This window comes from Algicella marina, from assembly GCF_009931615.1.
In the GTDB taxonomy this organism is placed as follows: Bacteria; Pseudomonadota; Alphaproteobacteria; order Rhodobacterales; family Rhodobacteraceae; genus Algicella; species Algicella marina.
Window position 1 is genome coordinate 203,830 of the sequence record NZ_CP046620.1, and the last position, 18,616, is coordinate 222,445.

Annotated in this window: 17 protein-coding genes; 4 read left to right on the top strand and 13 right to left on the bottom strand. The window is 64.1% G+C overall.

The window, feature by feature from the left end; all coding sequences use genetic code 11:
• Window positions 1–176: 176 nt before the first annotated feature.
• Together GO499_RS01125 and GO499_RS01130 are read right to left on the bottom strand one after the other, a co-directional pair.
• Complete coding sequence (locus tag GO499_RS01125; RefSeq protein WP_161860451.1) at window positions 177–1,007, bottom strand: SDR family NAD(P)-dependent oxidoreductase; 831 nt, start codon at window positions 1,005–1,007, stop codon at window positions 177–179.
• Between the two features lie 57 nt (window positions 1,008–1,064).
• On the bottom strand, window positions 1,065–1,532 hold the full coding sequence (locus tag GO499_RS01130) for a DUF6428 family protein (protein WP_161860452.1): 468 nt from the start codon (window positions 1,530–1,532) through the stop codon (window positions 1,065–1,067).
• Window positions 1,533–1,646: 114 nt separating this feature from the next.
• On the opposite strand from GO499_RS01130, the gene parC reads away from it, so the two are divergent.
• Entirely contained in the window at window positions 1,647–3,953 is a 2,307-nt protein-coding gene (parC, locus tag GO499_RS01135; protein ID WP_161860453.1) for a DNA topoisomerase IV subunit A, read from the top strand.
• A gap of 90 nt (window positions 3,954–4,043) precedes the next feature.
• On the opposite strand, the gene GO499_RS01140 is transcribed toward parC, so the two are convergent.
• The 11 genes from GO499_RS01140 to GO499_RS01190 are packed head-to-tail and all read right to left on the bottom strand — an operon-like array spanning window position 4,044 to window position 13,878.
• Window positions 4,044–4,772 (bottom strand): hypothetical protein, encoded by a 729-nt coding sequence (locus tag GO499_RS01140; protein WP_161860454.1) that lies wholly within the window; start codon window positions 4,770–4,772, stop codon window positions 4,044–4,046.
• 19 nt (window positions 4,773–4,791) lie between these two features.
• Window positions 4,792–5,712 carry an RDD family protein gene (locus GO499_RS01145; protein ID WP_161860455.1) on the bottom strand — a complete coding sequence of 307 codons (921 nt, stop codon included), beginning with the start codon at window positions 5,710–5,712 and terminating at the stop codon, window positions 4,792–4,794.
• Window positions 5,709–6,725, bottom strand: a complete 1,017-nt coding sequence (locus tag GO499_RS01150) for a stage II sporulation protein M (RefSeq protein WP_284154850.1) — start codon at window positions 6,723–6,725, stop codon at window positions 5,709–5,711. Before GO499_RS01150 ends, GO499_RS01145 begins: the two co-directional genes overlap by 4 nt.
• Window positions 6,722–8,029, bottom strand: a complete 1,308-nt coding sequence (locus tag GO499_RS01155; RefSeq protein ID WP_161860456.1) for a DUF58 domain-containing protein — start codon at window positions 8,027–8,029, stop codon at window positions 6,722–6,724. Before GO499_RS01155 ends, GO499_RS01150 begins: the two co-directional genes overlap by 4 nt.
• The gene (locus GO499_RS01160; protein WP_161860457.1) at window positions 8,029–8,985 is read right to left on the bottom strand and encodes an AAA family ATPase; all 957 of its coding nucleotides are present in this window, start codon (window positions 8,983–8,985) and stop codon (window positions 8,029–8,031) included. Before GO499_RS01160 ends, GO499_RS01155 begins: the two co-directional genes overlap by 1 nt.
• Window positions 8,954–10,282 carry a hypothetical protein gene (locus tag GO499_RS01165; protein ID WP_161860458.1) on the bottom strand — a complete coding sequence of 443 codons (1,329 nt, stop codon included), beginning with the start codon at window positions 10,280–10,282 and terminating at the stop codon, window positions 8,954–8,956. The genes GO499_RS01160 and GO499_RS01165 overlap by 32 nt, the downstream gene beginning before the upstream one ends.
• Complete coding sequence (locus tag GO499_RS01170) at window positions 10,279–11,082, bottom strand: DUF4129 domain-containing protein (protein ID WP_161860459.1); 804 nt, start codon at window positions 11,080–11,082, stop codon at window positions 10,279–10,281. Before GO499_RS01170 ends, GO499_RS01165 begins: the two co-directional genes overlap by 4 nt.
• A gap of 40 nt (window positions 11,083–11,122) precedes the next feature.
• Complete coding sequence (nusB, locus tag GO499_RS01175) at window positions 11,123–11,608, bottom strand: transcription antitermination factor NusB (protein WP_161860460.1); 486 nt, start codon at window positions 11,606–11,608, stop codon at window positions 11,123–11,125.
• A 3-nt stretch (window positions 11,609–11,611) separates the two neighbouring features.
• Entirely contained in the window at window positions 11,612–12,157 is a 546-nt protein-coding gene (locus GO499_RS01180) for a 6,7-dimethyl-8-ribityllumazine synthase (RefSeq protein WP_161860461.1), read from the bottom strand.
• A complete protein-coding gene (ribB, locus tag GO499_RS01185) occupies window positions 12,158–13,261 on the bottom strand; it encodes a 3,4-dihydroxy-2-butanone-4-phosphate synthase (RefSeq protein ID WP_431309879.1) in 1,104 nt (367 codons plus the stop codon). It lies immediately after the preceding gene.
• Window positions 13,262–13,272: 11 nt separating this feature from the next.
• Window positions 13,273–13,878, bottom strand: a complete 606-nt coding sequence (locus GO499_RS01190; RefSeq protein ID WP_161860463.1) for a riboflavin synthase — start codon at window positions 13,876–13,878, stop codon at window positions 13,273–13,275.
• 160 nt (window positions 13,879–14,038) lie between these two features.
• Here GO499_RS01190 and GO499_RS01195 point away from each other — a divergent pair, with 160 nt between their 5' ends.
• The 3 genes from GO499_RS01195 (at window position 14,039) to GO499_RS01205 (ending at window position 18,575) form a co-directional block, all read left to right on the top strand.
• Entirely contained in the window at window positions 14,039–15,316 is a 1,278-nt protein-coding gene (locus GO499_RS01195; protein ID WP_161860464.1) for a capsule polysaccharide biogenesis protein, read from the top strand.
• A 77-nt stretch (window positions 15,317–15,393) separates the two neighbouring features.
• Window positions 15,394–16,536 carry a polysaccharide biosynthesis/export family protein gene (locus tag GO499_RS01200; RefSeq protein ID WP_284154851.1) on the top strand — a complete coding sequence of 381 codons (1,143 nt, stop codon included), beginning with the start codon at window positions 15,394–15,396 and terminating at the stop codon, window positions 16,534–16,536.
• On the top strand, window positions 16,449–18,575 hold the full coding sequence (locus tag GO499_RS01205) for a capsule polysaccharide biogenesis protein (RefSeq protein ID WP_161860465.1): 2,127 nt from the start codon (window positions 16,449–16,451) through the stop codon (window positions 18,573–18,575). Before GO499_RS01200 ends, GO499_RS01205 begins: the two co-directional genes overlap by 88 nt.
• Window positions 18,576–18,616: the final 41 nt, after the last annotated feature.

Consider the following 18,616-nt stretch of genomic DNA (forward strand, 5'->3'; position numbering starts at 1 on the left):
TGGTATGGATTTGGTATTGCGAGTGGATTGGTCGGGTATTGAGGTGAAATCCACTTTTCGCATCCCGGCCGGGGCAGAGGTTGGCGGACAGCCTGCTGCCCTGCGACGATATCAGATGACCGATCAGATCAGGCTTGAAGACATTAGACGCGGCATTGTGACGACGGCGAAACCTGTCACGACTTCCGCAGAATCCTGTCGGCAATGCGCGTCGGCATCAGGCGTTTGATCAGGCTGGCGGCGTAGGTCGGCACGGTCACGAAATAGCGGGGTTTCGGGCGCTCGCTTTCCAGCGCGTGGATCAGCTTCGCGGTGACGGCGGAGGCGGGAAGTTCCCATTGATCTTTTTTGCCGACACCCGCGTAGAGGCGAGGCCGCAGGACGGATTCGTATTGCTCGCGGTTGGGCGAGTTCTGCCAGTCGATCCATTTTTCGAAGGCCACGCGGGCCTTGAGGCGGATGTCCGACGTGATGGGCCCGGGTTCGATCAGGATGAAGTGCAGACCGGGGATGCGGTTCTCCAGGCGGTAGGTATCGGTCAGACCTTCCATCGCGAACTTGGTGGCGACATAGGCACCCCGGCCACGGACGGCAGCGAGGCCGAGGACGGAGGAGTTGTTGACGATCCGGCCGTGACCCTGGGCGCGGAAGGTGGGCATCAGGCGGTTGATGAGGTCGAACTGGCCGAAAAGGTTGGTCTCGAAGATTTCGCGCAGGGCTCCGCGCGGCAGATCCTCGGCGAAGGCGGGGCAGGCGAAGGCGCCGTTGTTGAAAAGCGCGTCGAGGGTGCCGCCGGTGCGGGAAAGCGTCTCTGCGATGGCGGACTGGATGCTTTCCTCGCTGGCGAGATCGAGGGGGAAGCTCTCCAGCCCTTCGGTCTCCAGCCGGGCGCAATCGTCGGGCTTGCGGCAGGTGGCGAAGACGCGCCAGCCGCGCGCCTTCAACCCATGCGCGGCATCGAGACCGATGCCAGAGGAACAGCCGGTGATGAGGATGGTTCTTGCCATGCGCCTGCCTGTGCTTTCCGGCAAGTCCTAGAGCCTTCGCGCCCTGCCAGCAACCTGTCAGGCTGCTGAACAGCAGGCCGTGGCCGGGGTGCAGCACCCACCCTGTCGGGCCGGTTTGCAGGCCGTGGTTTCAGCCGTGAGGGCGAGCCGGACGGTACCGCCTTCAAACGTGATCGCGTCGAGGGTGGCGCGTTGGAGGGGGCCACGGCCGGGCGATGTTTCGAACACAAGTGTGCCGTGGTCGAGGGCGGGAAGGGTGGTGCGGGAGCGATCGACGATGGCGAGAAACTTCGCTGTGGCCATGAAGTCACCCTCGCCGGAGCCGTCGAGCAACTGGATCTGGGTTTCGTCCCACGCGCTCTGCCGCCCGCTGCAATCAATGGAGCGGATGGATGCCGCCTTCAGTTCGGTAACGTGGTAGCCAGCGGGCACGGGTTGAGCGTCGAGCGAGATTTCAAGCGGCTTGTCGCTGTGGGGTGCAAGGGCGGCTGCGAGGCCTGTAAGGGAGTTCGGGCAGGTTGGCATGGTGGGACCTCCGGTTAATTGCGATATTTCTACAATTATAGAAATAATGCCGGTAGTCAAGCTTTGCTGCATCTTCCGCTGGACGAGGGTTGGCGCTGGGGATACACCATATCTATGGCTGATACCGACGATACGAACGATATACCGGAAGGTGACCTGCATGAGCCGCTCCGGCGGGCGCTGGGTGACCGGTACCTGACTTATGCGCTGTCCACCATAACGGACAGGGCTTTGCCGGATGCCCGTGACGGATTGAAGCCGGTGCATCGCCGTGTGCTTTACGTGATGCAGCAGTTGCGGCTGGAGCCGACGGGTTCGTACCGGAAATGCGCAACGGTGGTCGGTGAGGCGATGGGCAAGTACCACCCTCATGGCGACCAGTCGATCTATGACGCGCTGGCGCGGATGGCGCAGGATTTCAACATGCGCTACCCGCTGGTCGACGGGCAGGGCAACTTCGGCAACATCGACGGCGATAACCCGGCTGCGATGCGCTACACCGAGTGCAAGATGACGACGGTGAGCACCGCGATGATGGGCGGGCTGACGGAGGATGCCGTCGATTTCCGCCCCAACTTCGACGGCCGCGATACGGAGCCAACCGTACTGCCGGCAGCGCTGCCGAATCTGCTGGCCAATGGCGCGGCGGGGATCGCCGTGGGCATGGCCACGAACATTCCGCCGCATAACGTGGGCGAACTGGTGGACGCCTGCCTGCACCTGATCAAGGCGCCGAACGCGCGGGACGAGACGCTGCTGGATTACGTACCCGGCCCGGATTTCCCGACGGGTGGTGTGCTGGTGGAGGATCGCGCGGTGATCGCCGAGGCTTACCGGACGGGGCGCGGGGCGTTCCGGATGCGGGCGCGCTGGCATCGGGAGGATCTCGGGCGCGGGCAGTGGCAGATCGTGGTTACCGAAATTCCGTTTCAGGTGCAGAAGTCGAAGCTCATCGAGAAGGTGGCGGAGATTATCAACGCCAAGAAGATCCCGATCCTTGGTGACATCCGCGATGAGAGTGCCGAGGATATCCGGCTGATCCTGGAGCCGAAATCGCGCAGCGTCGATCCCGAATTGCTGATGGAGACGGTGTTCCGGCAGACGGACCTCGAAACCCGTTTCTCGATGAACATGAACGTGCTGATCGACGGCAGGGTACCGAGGGTGTGCAGCCTGAAGGAAGTGCTGCGCGCCTACCTCGACCATCGGCGCGAGGTGTTGTTGCGCCGCTCCCGCCACCGGCTGGAGAAGATCGACGCGCGGCTGGAGGTGCTGGAGGGCTATATCATCGCCTTCCTCAACCTCGACCGGGTGATCGAGATCATCCGCACCGAGGATGAGCCGAAGCCGGTGATGATGGCGGAGTTCGAGCTGACGGACGTGCAGGCCGAGGCGATCCTGAACATGCGGCTGCGGGCGTTGCGACGGCTGGAAGAGATGGAGTTGCGGCGCGAGCGCGAGGATCTGTTGCAGGAGCGCGAAGGTCTGCAGGCGCTGCTGGCCAGCGAGGACATGCAGTGGAGTGCGATCGCCGACCAGTTGCGCGAGATCCGCAAGCAGTTCGGCGCGCCGGCACGGTTCAAGGGGATAACCTTTGCCGGGGACCTGAACGCGCTGAAGGACGAATTGGGCGCGGATTATCCGCCGGGAGCGCGGCGCACCGGGTTTGACAGTGTGCCGGACGTGGCCGAGGTGCCGCTGGAGGCGATGATCGAGCGTGAGCCGATCACTGTTGTCTGTTCCGCCATGGGCTGGATCCGGGCGATGAAGGGGCATGTGTCGCTGGACGCGGAGATGAAGTTCAAGGACGGCGATGGGCCGCGCTTTGCCTTCCATGCCGAGACGACGGACAAGCTGCTGGCATTCGGGGCGAACGGACGGTTCTACACGCTGAGTTGTGCCAACCTGCCGGGCGGGCGCGGCATGGGCGAGCCGGTGCGGCTGATGGTGGACCTGCCGAACGAGGCCGAACTGGTGGCGCTGTTCCTGCACAAGCCGGGGCGCAAGCTGCTGGTGGCCTCGAGCGCAGGCGACGGGTTCATCGTGCCGGAGGCAGAGGTGCTGGCGCAGACGCGCACGGGCCGACAGGTGCTGAACGTGAAGGACGGCGTCACGGCGCTGGTGTGCAAGCCGGTGGAGGGCGACCACGTAGCCGTGGTGGGCCAGAACCGCAAGGTGCTGGTGTTCCCGCTGGACGAATTGCCCGAGATGGGCCGAGGCAAGGGCGTGCGGCTGCAGAAGTACAAGGATGGCGGCCTGTCGGATGCGCGGACTTTCGCGCTGGAAAACGGGTTGCAGTGGAAGGACAGCGGCGGGCGCACGCGGACGGAAACCGAGCTTGGCGACTATCTGGCGAAGCGGGCCGGGGCCGGGCGAATGGCGCCGCGCGGCTTCCCGAGGGACAACACGTTTACCGAGTGAGTTTCCGTGTCAGACGGCCGGCGTCCGCGTGCGTCGGTTCCGGGCCGCTGTGTGCGCATTGGTTGCCGTTCAGCCTGCACCTGTAATGCCTCAGCGGAAGATCTTTTCCAGATCGTCCGGCTTTTGTGGCGGCAGGCGCAGGGCGAGGTAGACGGCGACGATCAGGCAGATACAGAAGGCGTTGACCGGGGCCGAGACGAGATCGTGAGCGATCTCGCGGGCCCAGAGGTCGACGAGGGTTGCACCGCTGTCCGGGTTTCGCTGCGGGCCGGTGGTGAAGATCAGCATCAGCCACGGGATCAGCACGGCGGCCCAGATGCCGGAGAGTGGCAGCAGATGCGGCATTGTTTCCCGCAGGCTTAGGGAGAGAGATTGCCAGCCGCGCTGCTCGATGACCAGCAGTGGCATCAGCAGCGTTGTCAGGGCGCTGACGATGAACAAAGGGATGATCATGAAGAACAGGGACAGATTGAGCAGGTGATCGACGAGGAGCGACAGGACGATGATCGCCACCCACGAAGTTGCTGAGAGGACAGGTGGAGGGGTGCCACCGACGCGGGGCCAGAGGCGCAGGAGAACGCTGACGGTGACGAAAGTGTAGACGGGACTGGCGATCAGCGAGTGCGGATTGACGAAGAGGAATAGTGTATCGTCGATCTCTTCGCCGCAGAGCATGCGCAGGGCGAGATCGGGGAAGAAGACGGTGAAGGCAGACGTGGCGACAATGACTGCACCGGCGTACTCGAGCGTGATCCAGACCCAGTTCTGAAGGAAGATGCGGAACGTGGTTCCGAAGATTCCACCGATACTCAGGCGCATGTCAGCCTCCGCCGGGCACTCACGCCCGTGTCTCCGAGCGGTTGTGGAACTTGTCTTCGCGGGTGTCGCCGAAGAGTTTGCGATTCTCCAGGTAGGCGCGCTGGGTGCGGTAGAAGGCGCGGAGGAAGGCATCGGTATCGGCTTCGGGGATGTTCTCCTCAAAGCCGATGCGGGCGACGATGGCATCGCTGACGCGGCGAAGATTCAGATCGTGTTGCCTGCGGGCGGCGGCGTTGAGCGTGCCAGTCCTGACTTGCAGCAATTGCTCCAGTGTCTGCAATTCGAAGCGGCCGTAGTGATCCAGATGGTGAGGCAGGAAGGTGAACTGGCCGGCGGCAGGCGTCGGCTGGCGGGTGAGGTCGGGCAACAGCACCGGGCGCGGGACACTGATGACATAGGTGTTGGCGATGATATCGCCGAGGCGTTGGCGGCGCTTGTTGAACAGCGGGATCAAGAGAAGGGCGATGATCCAGACCAGCAGGATCAGGCCCGGCACGATGCCGAGGTTGGAGGCGATCAGCAGATAGGTTCCGGGAACGAAGACCTCGAACTCCTTCATCAAGTTGCGCACGGTGATGGCATGAGGGCTGAGGGCGCGGCCGTCGCCGGAGACGACGCGCAGGCCGAGCAGGCGCTTGCCGAGCGTCTGGCCGTTCCAGAGGATTTCCGTGGTGATGTAGTAGGGCGCGCGCAGCAGAAACATGCTGAGCGCGAGGATGGCAATGACGCCTTCGCCGGTAATGACGTCGGCGGCTGACAGCACGAAGATGAACAGGGAAACGACCAGCAACGACAGGAGGATATCGACCAGCTGGGCACCGAACCTGCCACCGAGCCCCGCGAGGTCGAAGCGGATGGGGACGCCTTCGGGCGGCAGGATCTCCGTCATCCTTGTCTTCGGGACGGGTGGACGCTTGCGGCTGTCCGGCTTCCGGCTCATGACTTGTCCTCCCCCCGGCCGGAAAAGAGGAAATAGGCGAGCCAGAGGCCACCGATGCCCCAGCCGACGAGGATGCGGGTTTCAGGTGTCTGGATGATCTGCCGGAAGAAGCCTTCGAGAACGGCGGCGACCACGAGCATGGCTGCGGCGAGGATGGCGAGCTTGACGGCATCGTAGCCCGCGTGACGCAGGGCGTCGCGGCGGGTCATCTGGCCGGGGAACAGCACGGCGAGGCCGAGATGGAAGCCGCCGGCACAGGCGATGGCGATGGCCGACAGCTCCGTCACGCCGTGGACCGAGAGCCAGGCAAACAGTTCGTAGGCGAGGCCGCGATCGGCGTGCAGCGCTGCGAAGGCGCCGATAACAAGGCCGTTGTAGAAGGTGAGCAATGTCGACGGCACGCAGATGACCACGCCGAGTGCGAAGGTGAAGAGGGCGATCTGGGTGTTGTGCGAGAACAGGTAGCTGGCGAAGGCGGAGAACCTGTCGAGGCTGCCGTCGGCGCCGGAGGTGAGCACGGCCTCCAGTTCATCACGGCTGCTGAGTATTCCGCGTTCACCGGCCAACCCGCCGGGGACGATGGTGTTGAACCACGTGGGATCCTCCAGAAACAGGAGGTAGCCGGCGACACCACCGAGGATCATGGTGGCGAAAGCCATGACGAGAACGAAGCCGGAGCGGCGGACGGCTTGCGGAATGCCGCGCGAGAACAACTGCCAAAGCATGCCGCCAAGCGCTTTTTTCGGCGCGTAGACGGCGAGATAGGCACGGGCGGCCAGTGCCTCCAGATAGGCGTGCAGCGCCCTGTCGAGCGAGATTTCGCGGGCAAGGGACAGGGCATTGACTGTGTTGCGGTAGAGCGAGGCCAGTTCGCGGGCTTCGTCGAAGGATAGGTTGGAGAGGCCGCGTTTCTCGACGCGGGTGACGAGGCCGTCGAGCCTGATCCAGTCGTCCTCCCGCTCGGCGCGGAAGCGGGCGGAGCGGATGTCCTGCATGCCGGTTTCGCCGTTCATATCAGTTCCTGCGCCTTGATTTCGAGGTAGGTGGAGACGAGACGGGCGGTGAGTTCGCCGGGGTTGGTTTCGAGGCAGATGACACCGATGCGGGACAGGCCGTCCAGCACTAAGCGGCGCTCCTTTACCATTTCTGTCGCGGCCACGGCTTCGGCCATGCCGTTGAGCGAGTGGGCGGCGGTGCCGACGCGCCACTCCAGTTCGGGGTCCGAGAAGGTGGCGAAGATGATCACATGGGCGCGATTCAGGACAGTGAGGTTCTCGACCAGCAGTTCCGCTGTGGTGGTATCGGCGAAGTCCGAAAAGATGATGATCAGGCTGCGGCGGTTGAGTTTGCCGTTGAGGTGCGCCAGCGCCAGCGTCGGATTGGAACTTGCGGTCTGGTAGGAGAGGTCGGCGGTGTGGGCGCGCAAGGCCGGAAAGGCGGCACGGCCGGGCTGGGGCGGGACGAAGAGGCGTGGCACGGCGTCGAAACTGTAGAGGCCGACCAGATCGCCGCCGATGCCTGCGGCCCATGCGGTGGCAAGGGCTGCGTTGACGGCGTGGTCGATCTTCGGCAGGCCTGCCAGTTCTTCGCGCATCAGGTAACCGTTGTCGAGAGCGACGATGATCTGGTGGTTGCGTTCGGACTGCATCTCCTTGACCACGAGATCGCGGCGGCGGGCGGAGCGCTTCCAGTCAATTCCGCGGGTGTCCATCCCGGGCATGAAGTCGCGCATCTGGTGGAATTCGGATCCTTCGCCGACGAGCGCGTTTTCCTTCACGCCGTAGAGATCCGACTGAACACGCACGTCGATCTGGCCGGAAACGACGGGCCGGATGTTGGGGATGACCCGGAGGACGGTGTCGAGGGAGAAATGGGGCGTGAATTCCCAGAGGCCGAGGCGGGACGGCCACGAGAGCCAGAGGCCGGGCAGGGCGAAGGTGCCGCGGCGACGGGCGGGCACGCGGGCCTCTCCGAGAACGGCGCGGGACGACCCGCGCAGGGTGAAATCCTGACGGGTGCCGAGATCGCCGGAGAGCTCAAGAATGGCCGACAGGCTGGTAGGGATTGGCTGACCCTGGCTGCGGATGGAAGCCCGGATGATCGCATCCTCACCGGTGAACACTTCGTCGGGGGCCGTCACCTCCACCGCGATGGCGCGGCGGGAGGGGCTGATGGCAAGATCGGCGAGCATGAACGACAGCAGCGCCCCCCAGAGGAGGGCGACAGGCAGGAGCGGCGCGGCAAGGGCGCTGACCGTCAGCGCCGTTGCCGCGAGGAACGCCGATGCGATGGCCAGCAGTCGGCGGCTCGGTCGCATTATTTCGGCGCCTCGATCCGGTTGAGGATGTTCTTCATCACGTCTTCGGCGGTGCGCCCCTCGATCTCGGCGGTGGGGCCGAGGACGATGCGGTGGCGGAGGGCGGGAACGATGAGGTGCTGGACATCATCCGGGATGGCGTAATCGCGACCGGCGAGGGCGGCGCGGGCACGGACAGCGCCGGCGATGGCGTCGGCGGCGCGGGTGGAGGCGCCGTGGCGGATTTCCTGATCCTCCCGCGTGGCGCGGACGATCTTCAGGATATAGAGCAGGATCGTGTCGTCGAGGCGGATACTGTCCACGAGGTCGCGTCCGGCCTGCAGCTCTTCTGCCCCGATCACCGGCCTGATATCGGCGCGGCGGGCCTCATGATCCAGCGACTGGGTGGCGTGGAGCTTGAGGATGTCGAGTTCGGCGGCGGCATCCGGGAAGTCGATGACAAGCTTGAACAGGAAGCGGTCAAGCTGGGCTTCGGGCAGTGGATATGTGCCCTGCTGTTCGATCGGGTTCTGGGTGGCGACGACGAAGAAATCGGGGCCGAGCCGGTAATCGGTGCCGTCGATGGTGGCGACACGTTCGTTCATGACCTGAAGCAGCGCGGCCTGGGTCTTGGGCGGGGCACGGTTGATTTCATCCGCGAGCAGGATGTCGGTGAAGACCGGACCCTTTGTCAGGCGGAAGCTGGAGGAACCGAAGTCGAAGATGTTCACGCCGAGGACATCACCGGGCATCAGGTCCGGTGTGAACTGGATCCGGCCGAAGTCGATGGCAAGCGCGGAGGCGAGACTCTGGGCGAGCAGGGTCTTGGCGGTGCCCGGCGGGCCCTCCAGCAGGCAGTGGCCACGAGAGAACAGGGCGGTGAGCAGCATGTCGACGGCTGCATCCTGCCCGCGGACTGCCTTGCCGATTTCGGTGCGGACAAGATCAGCTTGTTCGCGAAGTTCTTCCAAATTCATAAAGCACCTTTTCGATTTCGGCTTCAAATCTATCAGAGATGGCAACCAGAGCGGTAGCGCTGGTGTCGGACTGCCCGGACATGGCGGCCGCGGCGGCGGCGCCGAAGCTGCGGGCGAGGTCGGGATCCTTGTTCTTTACCTGCTGGACGAGCCGGCGGAGGAGGTCTTCGCTGTGGCCGTGATGGCCGTGGAGGCGGTGATCGAGCCAGCGGAGGCGGGACTGGACATAGGCCTCGAAGACGTGGGCCTTGCGGTCGGCGGCGCGCATCAGCCGGGCCTTTGCCGCGATGGAAACGGATTTGGAGGCGCCGATATCGTCGTTGAACGGTCGCGCCGGCGGCCCGAGGCGACGCCAGCTTCGCCAGAGGCCGAGGGCGACGGCCAACGCGAGGGCAGCCCAGAAAAGCGAGAGGGGATATTCGAAGAAACGCAGGAGATCGGACCATTCGCGCCTCGGCAGTTCCGGTCTTTCCGGAAAGATGCGTTGCGCGGTGGTCATGTCGACGAGGACAGTGCCTTCCGCGACATAGGGGCCGAGGAAATCGGCGACGAGGGCAGCGTTGCCTCCGAGACCGAGACCATGGTTGTTCAGGAGATCGGGATCGGACAGGAGGAGGGTATCGGTGCCGTTCTCCTGACAGGTGATCAGCAGCGCACCGAAGGGGGTGTCGAAGACAGGCGAACAGGCTTGGGGCAGGTCGCGGCGGAAGAGTTGCGGGGCGTATATGGTGGCGGTATGGCGCTGACCTTCGGGCAGGGTGCCGGGCAACTGGGCGAGTTTCATGTCAGGGCGGGTGAGCATGTCCTGCCCGAAACCGAGTTGCTCGAAGGGGCGGGCGTTGTCCGCCACCTCCAACAGGAGCGAGGCATGGGCGTAGCCGCTGTGCCGGGCGCCACGGGTCCATTTGGGGGCGATGACGAGACTGGGAACAATTTCGACCTTCTCGCGAACGATGTAGAGCGAGATGTTGAACTCGGTGCCGGTGCGCAGGTAGGCGGCGCGATCTTCCGGCGGCTCGAAGAAGGTTTCGAGATCGGTGTCGAACAGTGGCAGGATGCGCAGGCCGACGCGATTGGCCTCCATGCCCACGCCCTCCAGGTTCTGGACGTCGGAGCCCTGAAGCTTCGCCCAGTGTACGAGACCCGCGAAACCCATGGGCGAGCGCGCCAGCGGCTGCTCCCCATCGCGGGTCAGCAGCCAACCGAAGCCACCGATGACCAGCACGGCCAACAGGATCAGCGCGATGTTGGCACCGGAATTTCCGGAGCGAAGCGGCTGGGCGCTGACGTGGCTCATGCGGTTCCCCGCAAGATGTTCTCTGCCCGGCGCAGGCAATCCTCGAAGGTCTTTTCAGCCAGTGGACGGCCGCCAAACTGAACCAGTTCCTCGGCCATGGTGATGCGGCGGAGATCAGGCAGGCTGGGCCAGGCGGATGGCAGACGGTTGAGAAATTCCCGCGCCGTCTCGGACCGGCGGAGCGGGATCGAGTTCTGACGGCCTGCCGCCTCCAGCGTATAGGCAATGAGCTTGACGAGAGCTTCTTCCCTGTCCTTCATCGCACGAATAGACTGCAGGAAGGACTGCGCTTCTGGCAGAGGGACGGCGGCCTCTTCAGCCTGCCGTACCTCGTTGGCGTCGCCGATGACTTCGGCGCGCTGGAAGCGGGCGGCGATGCGGCCATGTTTCACGGCGACGTAGAGCAGAAGCGCAAGAATGGCCAGCAGGATGATGCGGCTGCCTGTTTCCAGACCGTTCCAGATACGGACAATCTGTGACGCATCCACTTCCTTGCGCGGTTCTGGCGGGGTGATGCGTGCGGCGTCCATGGGTATGGCGCCGTTGGCTTCGTCTACGTAGGACAGCCGGCCGTCAATGCGGGTGAAGCGCAGGCTGCCAGTATAGGCTTGGTTTCGCGGCGGGTCGATGACGGTGATCGTGGTGGCAGTGTTTTCCTGCGCTGCCGCCGGCACGGCAAGGGCCAGACCGATCGCTGCGAAGTGCAACCCGGTTCGTACCCTCGTGAAACTGTTGGCGAAAGCCATCTCGAACATGCGCCTGACCGTACCGCTATTGCCCTTGGTTTCAAGTATTTGCATGTCCAAACTGTGATGAACACGCGGCTATGGTGCGGCCTAGTCAGAACGCGGAAGGCTGTGCGGCGCGGGCCATGTGATCGAGAACGGCGTTGACGAACTTGCTTTCGCGCCCCTCTGGAAAGAATGCCTTCGCGACATCGACGAATTCGGTGATCGTCACTTTCGGCGGGGTGTCCTGTGTGACCAGTTCGGCCCCGGCGGCGCGGAAGAGGGCGCGCAGCGTCGGGTCGATGCGTGCGATGGGCCAGGTTTCCTTGAGCGCGGCATCGGTAAGCTGGTCGATCCTTGCCTGACGGTTGACCGCCTCGTGCAGGAGGGCGCGGAACAGGTCCACGTCCGCCTCGGAGTAGGTGTCGCCATCAAGTTCCATGCCGAGGCGATGGGTCTCGAACTCCTCGCGCACGTCGTCAAGCGACTGGTCGGAGGCCTCCATCTGGAAGAGCGCCTGTGTGGCAAACAGGCGGGCGGCGGAGCGCATCTGCTTCTTGTTGGATTTTCTGCCGGTATCGGGGGGGGAGCCGGTCATCGTTCAGCCTATCGTTGGGGTTTGATCCGACCCGGCGACACGGAATTCGCCGGTGTCGGCGGGAGGGACGGGACGGCTTGCCTGAAAGCGGCGGGCGAGAGCCACGAGGTGAAGTGCTGCGTCGGCGGCACCGCCGCCCTTGTTCTGGCCGGCGGCTTCGGCGCGGACGACTGCCTGATCGACGTTATCGACCGTGAGGATGCCATTGCCGATTGCGTGGCCTTCGAGGCCGAGGTGCATGAGACCGCGGGAACTGTCGTTGCACACGGTTTCGTAGTGAGTGGTTTCGCCCCGGATCACACAGCCGAGCGCGACGTAGCCGTCAAACTCACCGGAACGGGCGGCCAGCCCGATGGCTGGTGGGATTTCCAGCGCCCCGGGCACTTCGATCACATCGTACATGGCTTTCGCAGCCTCGCAGGCAGCTTTTGCGCCGGCGAGAAGCTGATCGGCGATTTCGCGGTAGTAAGGCGAGACGACGATGGCGATGCGGGTGGGGCGGTCGAAGACCGGTGCGGGCAGCGAATAATGGGTGATGCTGGTGGCCATTCATTCACCTCCGGATATGCGGCGGGTGCCGTGAATAGTCAGCCCGTACCCTTCAAGCGCGACGGGCTTGGGGCTGGGTGAGTTCGTGAGCAGGATCATGTCGTGCACGCCGAGGGAGCCGAGGATCTGGGCGCCGAGACCGTATTGCCGCAGGGTTTGCGGCGAAGCCTCGTGCTCTCGCACCAGTTTCATCGACATGTCGCGCAGGAGGACGACGACGCCGCGCCCTTCGGCGGCGATGATGCGCATCGCGTCCTGCAACTGGGTGGAGCGGCCGGGAGCGATGCCGAGCATGTCCTCCAGCGGGTTGGCGGCGTGCATGCGCACGAGCACCGGTTCATCGGTGGTGATGTCGCCCTTGGACAGGGCAATATGCTCCGCCCCCTCGGTGTCGTCAGTGAAAATGCGCAGCATCCATTCGCCGCCGAATTCGGAAGTGACGGACCGGACCGCATTTTCCCGGACGAGGTTGTCGTGCTTTCGGCGGTAGGCGATCAGGTCGGAGATGGTTCCGATCTTGAGGTTGTGCAACTGGGCGAAGGCGACGAGATCGGGCAGACGGGCCATCGAGCCGTCGTCCTTCATGATCTCGCAGATGACGCCCGAAGGGTTGAGACCGGCGAGGCGGGAGATGTCCACCGCCGCCTCGGTGTGGCCGGCGCGGACCAACACGCCGCCTTCGCGGGCGCGGAGCGGAAAGACGTGGCCCGGGGTGGCGATGTCCTGGGGGCCGGAGGACTGGTCGATAGCCACGGCGACTGTACGGGCGCGGTCATGCGCGGAAATGCCGGTTGTCACGCCTTCGCGGGCCTCGATGGAGACAGTGAAGGCGGTTTCGTGCCGGGAGGAGTTGGACGCGGCCATCAGCGGCAGGCCGAGCGCATCGAGGCGCTGGCTGGAGAGCGCAAGGCAGATCAGGCCGCGACCGTGGGTAGCCATGAAATTGATGGCGTCCGGCGTGGCCATCTGCGCGGGAATGACGAGATCGCCTTCGTTTTCACGATCCTCGTGATCGACGAGGATGAACATGCGGCCGTTGCGGGCATCTTCGATGATCTCGTCGACGCTGGAGATGGCGTCGGTGTATGTTGAGGCGTCGTCCATGCGGCTTTCGCTCATTTCGGCTGAGTTGCGTTCAGACGGGCCACATAACGGGCCAGGGTGTCGATCTCAAGGTTGACGGCATCACCCGCGGCGACATTACCCCACGTCGTCTGGCTTTTGGTGTGGGGGATGAAGTTGATGTCGAAGCGGTTGCCGGTGACGGTGTTGACGGTCAGTGATGTGCCGTTGAGGGCGACGGAGCCTTTTTCAGCGATGAACGGTGCAAGGTCTTCAGGGGCCTCGAAGGTGACGCGGGTGCTGTCGCCGACATCCGCTGTCTCGAGCACTCGTGCCAGGCCGTCGATATGGCCGGAGACGATGTGGCCGCCGAGTTCATCACCGACGCGCAGCGCGCGTTCCAGGTTGACGGGTGTGCCGGGTTTCCAGGTGCCGAGGTTGGTGCGGGCCAGAGTTTCGGCGGAGATGTCGACATCAAACCAGTGGCGACCCTCCGTCGTGCCACGATCCACCACCGTCAGGCACACGCCCTCACAGGCGATGGAGGCGCCGAGATCGATGCTTTCCGCCACGTAAGCGGTGCCGATGCGGGCACGCAGATCGCCCTTTTCCTCGACAAGCAGGATTTCGCCAATATCTGTTACTATTCCGGTAAACATGGACCTGCCATTGAGCTAGCACTAGTGCATGGCGGGATACACGCGCAAATGACACACCACAAGAGTTCTTGGGGCAGACTCGAAGACGGCACTTGCCGGAAAGGTGGGCGAAGGCGTATCGAAATCGGGCTGAAAGCTCGTATAATAAAAGGGCAATAGCTTGGCAGAGCGGCATTTTCTGTTTCTACAGGGTCCCCATGGGCCCTTCTTCTCCGATCTTGCGGGACTGCTGAAGCAGGCCGGGACGAAGGTCAGCCGTATCGGCTTCAATGCGGGCGACGCGCATTTCTGGAAGCACAAGGATGACTATACGCCCTTCACGGACAGCAAGGACGGGTGGCCGGAGTTCCTGAGAGACTTCCTGAAACAGCAGGAAATCACCGACCTCGTGCTATATGGCGATACCCGTTTCATTCATGCCAAGGCGCGGGAAATCGCCCGTGAACTGGCACTGACGGTGCATTGTTTCGAAGAAGGCTACCTGCGGCCCTACTGGGTGACCTACGAGCATGGTGGCGTGAATGGCCATTCACCGCTGATGAACATGACCGTCAGCGAGATGCGGGCGCAGATGGGCGATGTGCGCCGCCCGGTGCCGGAAGCGCCGGCACAGTGGGGTGCGCTGTGGCACCACATCTATCTTGGGGCGCTGTATCACTGGCACATCCTTTTCCGTAACGGCGCCTACCGGAATTACCGCCCTCATCGCACCATCAGTGTCCGCAAGGAGTGGTTTCTTTATATCCGCCGGCTGGCGCTGTTTCCTTTCCACGTGCTGGAGCGGAAACGTGAGACACAAAAGCTGCACAACAGCGGTGCCAACTATCACCTGGTGCTGCTGCAACTTGCACATGACAGTTCCTTCACCGAACACAGTGATTTCAACAATATCGGCGAGTTCATAGACCTGTGCTGCAAGGGCTTCGCGGAGGGTGCGCCGAAATATCACCGTCTGGTGTTCAAAACCCATCCACTAGAGGACGGTCGCGAGCCGCTGCGCCAGATCATCCGTGACTGCGCTGCCGCCTATGGCGTCGGCGATCGGGTGCAGATGATCCGCGGCGGCAAGCTGGGGCCGATGATGGACCACGCGACGACAGCCGTTACGGTAAACTCCACTGCCGGGCAGCAGGTGCTGTGGCGCGGGATGCCGCTGCGGATTTTCGGGCGCTCGGTCTATGCCAAGCCTGAGTTCGTGAGCGAACAACCGCTGGCCGAGTTTTTCGCCAACCCCAAGATGCCGGATACGGATGCTTACCGCGATTATCGCCAGTATCTGCTGGAGACATCGCAGTTTACGGGTGGTTTCTATACTGGAGAGGGTCGCGCGGAGGTGTTGAGGAACATCGTTCACGTGATGTTGGAGAGCCTCGATCCCTACGAAGAGCGTTGCAGAAAAAGCAAACTCCGCAAGGTTTGGGACGCGGTGCAGCCGTAAACCGTTGCTTTTGTTGCCGCGGACCGGTCTTTTACGTAAAAATAGAAAAAAACAGAACCAACCGAGGCAGGCTGGGCATGAGCAGACTTACAAGGATCGGCCGCATGGCCGTGGTATCCGCGTGCATCGTCGCGCTGAGTGGCTGTGCGCTTCCGCGCTCCGGCCCAAAGGATGACGAAATTCTCGCGGGATCAAAGGCCGAGGGCGGACCCGTCAACGTGGTGCTGGTGGACAACCGCGTGGCGGTGGCGAGCTATCTCGACGACAATCTCTCGTTCCCGTCAAGTTTTACTGGCGCGGGGCTGGCGAGCACCGACACGATCAACCCCGGCGACGTGATCTCCGTCACGGTCTGGGAGAACGTGGACCCGGCGCTGCTGGTCGGGCCAGGCCAGAAGCAGGCCTTCATTCAGGAAATTCAGGTCGATCAGGCGGGTAATATCTTCATGCCCTATGCCGGTGTTCTGAAGGCGGCCGGCAACACGCCGGAGCAGTTGCGGCGTTTGATTACCCGCAAGCTGGACCCGCAGACGCCGGACCCGCAGGTCGAAGTGCGCCGCGTGGCCGGCGACGGTTCCTCGATCAGCGTGATCGGCGGGGTCGGGGCGCAGGGCGTCTATCCGCTTGTGCCCTCCACCACGCGGCTCAGCGCGATGCTGGCTACGGCGGGCGGTGTGACCATCGACCCTGATGTCGCGCAAGTGGCGGTGCGGCGCGGCGGCACAACCGGACGCATTTTCCTGCAGGACCTCTATGACGATCCGCGGTTGGACGTCGCGCTGCGGGCCAATGACAAGATCATCGTGGAAGAGGACCGGCGGACGTTTACAGCGCTGGGTGCCACCAGCACGCAGGCGCGGGTTCCATTTCCGCAAGGGCGGATGTCGGTGGTCGAGGCCGTGGCGGAGGTTGGCGGCCTGAACGGTAACACATCCGATCCGACCGGCATCTTCGTATTCCGGCGGGAGGTTCAGTCCATTGCCAACAAGGTGACTGGCCGCAACGATCTTGGCGAGAACGAGCCTTTCGTCTACGTCATCGACCTGACCCGGCCAGACGGTGTCTTCCTTGCCAAGGAGTTCCAGGTCCGCGACAAGGACACCATCTACATCACGGAAGCACCATTTGTGGCATGGACGAAAATCCTGACGGCAACCTCGCAGACACTCAGCTTCACGGCGGACGTGGTGCGGGTGGGCGATCTGCTGACGGACAACTGAGCCGGCATCGGCTTGGCGTCTATACGCTCGGATTCCTGAACAACAGGCCCCTGCGCCGCATCCTGTCCCTTGCGGGCTGGGAAGTGGTGCCGGGGTGGCGGCCTGGCACCTGCGATGCCATCGGCGTGTGGGGACGGCGGCCGGTTTCTTCGCGCGGGCTGGCAGTGGCGCGGCGTACTGGCGTGCCGGTGCTGAACGTGGAGGATGCGTTTCTGCGCTCCGTCCGGCCCGGCTATGCCGGTGAGCCACCGACGGGGATTATCCTTGATGATCTCGGTCTCTATTTCGACGCTTCGCAGCCCTCGCGGCTGGAGGAGATGCTGCAATCTGGCGATCTGTCGGACCCTGCTTTGATGGCGCGGGCGGCAGCGGGGATCGCGTTTCTGCGGCGGCACAAACTCTCAAAATACAATGCGTGGGAGCCGGCGGACCTGCCGGAGCCGGGTTTCGTGCTGGTGATCGATCAGACGCGGGGCGATGCCTCGATCCGGCTGGGTGGAGCGCATGAGGCTGATTTTGCGGCGATGCTGTCCGAGGCGAAGGCCGCGCATCCCGACCGCCGGATCGTGGTGCGCACGCATCCGGAGGTTTCCGCCGCGAAGAAGCGCGGGCATTTCGGAACTGAGGATTGCGATGCGCGGACGGAGCTTTTCACCGCTCCGGCCAACCCGTGGGACCTGCTGGAGCGGGCCGAGGCAGTCTATTGCGTGACCAGCCAGATGGGGTTCGAGGCGCTGATGGCGGGGCACCGGCCGGTGGTGTTTGGCCAGCCCTACTACGCCGGCTGGGGACTGACGGAGGATCGCAAGCCGCTGGCGCGGCGAACGGCGCGGCGCAGTGTGGAGGAGGTTTTCGCCGCGGCGATGCTGCTCTACCCGACATGGGTGGACCCGTGTCGCGACCGACTTTGCGATTTCGAGGAGGCAGCGCTGCAACTGGCGGAAGCCGCGCGGGCGTGGCGCGAGAATGCGCGCGGCGCGGTGTGCGTGGGCATGAAGCCGTGGAAGCACGCGCCGATGCGGGCGTTTCTGAAGGGTGCCAAGGGAGTGCCGAGGTTCGAGCATGACCCGGAGAAGGCGGCGGCGCTGGCACGGGCCGAGGGCCGCGAGGTGATCGTCTGGGCGGGCAAGGAAACGCCGGAATTGCGGGCGGCCTGCGGCGATGATGTGCCGCTGCGGCGAATGGAGGACGGGTTTCTGCGTTCCGTCGGGCTGGGGGCGCAGCTTTTGCCTGCGGCCTCGCTGGTGCTGGATGACGAGGGCATCTATTTCGACCCGACGCGGCCGAGCCGGATGGAGCGGCTGATCGCGGAGGCCTGCGTGATCGGCGCTGGGGAACGGGCGCGGGCCGAGGCGCTGCTGGCGCGCGTGGTGGCGGCGAAGGTGACGAAGTACAACGTCGGCGCGGAGGTGCCGGAATTGCGGGTGCCCGCGGGCAAACGGGTTGTGCTGGTGCCGGGGCAGGTGGAGGATGACGCCTCGATCCGGCTGGGCACAGGGGAGGTTTCCACCAATCTGGCGCTTTTGCGGCGGGCACGGGCGAGGTTCCCCGATGAATACGTGATCTACAAGCCGCATCCGGATGTGGAGATCGGCCTGCGCAAGGGCGCCATCGCAGAGACCGATCTGGCGGGTCTGGCGGATTTCGTGGCGCGCGATATGTCGGCAGCCGATCTGATGGACCGGGCGGACGTGATCGTGACGATGACCTCGCTGATGGGGTTCGAGGGGCTGATGCGCGGGCTGGAGGTGCATTGCCTCGGCATGCCGTTCTATGCCGGTTGGGGACTGACGGAGGATCACGGGCAGGTGTGCGACCGGCGGGTGGCGCGGCCCGATCTGGTGGCGCTGGTGCATGCCAGTCTGATCACCTATCCGCGTTATTTCGACCCTGTCAGCGGGCGGGCGTGCAGCGCCGAGGTGATCCTCGACCGGTTGGCGGAGCGTGTGCCGCAGGTATCGCGCAACCCGCTGCGGCGAGCGCGTTGGCTCGCGGCCGTGCAGTACCGGCTACGCGGGTTCGCGCATTTATGGCGGTGACCGGTCGGTCGCTCGAGGACTGGCCAACGGCGTGAATACTG